This is a genomic window from Pseudoalteromonas sp. BSi20652, from assembly GCF_000239855.1.
Taxonomy (GTDB): Bacteria; Pseudomonadota; Gammaproteobacteria; order Enterobacterales; family Alteromonadaceae; genus Pseudoalteromonas.
In genome coordinates this window covers 1-709 of the sequence record NZ_BADT01000173.1, presented here as the reverse complement: position 1 = coordinate 709, position 709 = coordinate 1, and the positions used below count along the sequence as shown (strand labels likewise).

At 39.1% G+C, this 709-nt stretch carries 1 protein-coding gene and 1 pseudogene; both read left to right on the top strand.

From position 1 onward, the window contains the following. A pseudogene (locus P20652_RS04580) lies at positions 1–258 on the top strand (hypothetical protein); the annotation flags it as partial. A gap of 20 nt (positions 259–278) precedes the next feature. Continuing rightward, on the top strand, positions 279–626 hold the full coding sequence (locus P20652_RS04585; RefSeq protein WP_008170921.1) for an immunity protein YezG family protein: 348 nt from the start codon (positions 279–281) through the stop codon (positions 624–626). The last annotated feature ends 83 nt before the right edge of the window (positions 627–709 follow it).

The window sequence follows — 709 nt, the reverse complement described above, 5'->3', positions numbered from 1 at the left end:
CCCCATTACTTTGGTGAGGCGTATATGCCCACTATTTTTGGCTCACGTTTTTCGTGCGATAAAGAGGCCCCGCCCTATTTTAACGAGGGCGAAATTGGCATTAGAGTAGATGTAAACCCGCAAAATAAAAATGAGATAAAGGTACTAACATTACGTGTTAAGCTTTTTTCTGAAGAATACCTAAAAGAAAGAAAAGCCACACCGTCTTTTTCTTCTCGTTATTTCGAAAGTGTCGCTGAGCGAGTCGTTACTCAATAACTAAACGCTAAGGAAAGCCAATGCAACCCGACATAAAAAACATCCCGCAACACCTAGGTCAGTACCTTTATCAACAAATAGACGAACCGTGGCTTGAAGCGCAGCTTATTTTAGATTGCGAAAATAATGCTGTGGTTGAGTGCAAAGCCCACTTTATTAAAGCGGATGATGATACACAGCATGCAATTGCTGTATCTGAAAATATAACAGCGTTGTTTAAAACGTTATTTGACCACGCTATTAAAAACGAAGTTGAAGATTGGCAGCGCGCTATTTTTACTATCACTCGTCAAGGCCAGTTTAACTTAAACTTTGAGCGCGATAATAACGATGAAGAAGAAGTAATTACTGCTGTTCAAACACATTAAGTATTAATTTGCTCTTTAACAACATAGATGTTGTGAAGTTAGGCGCTAAAAATTAGCGCCTAACCTTTCAAGTAATGGCTGCT

Coding starts and splice junctions, on each gene's coding strand:
- P20652_RS04585 (WP_008170921.1), top strand. CDS start 279: ATGCAACCCGACATAAAAAACATCCCGCAACACCTAGGTCAGTACCTT.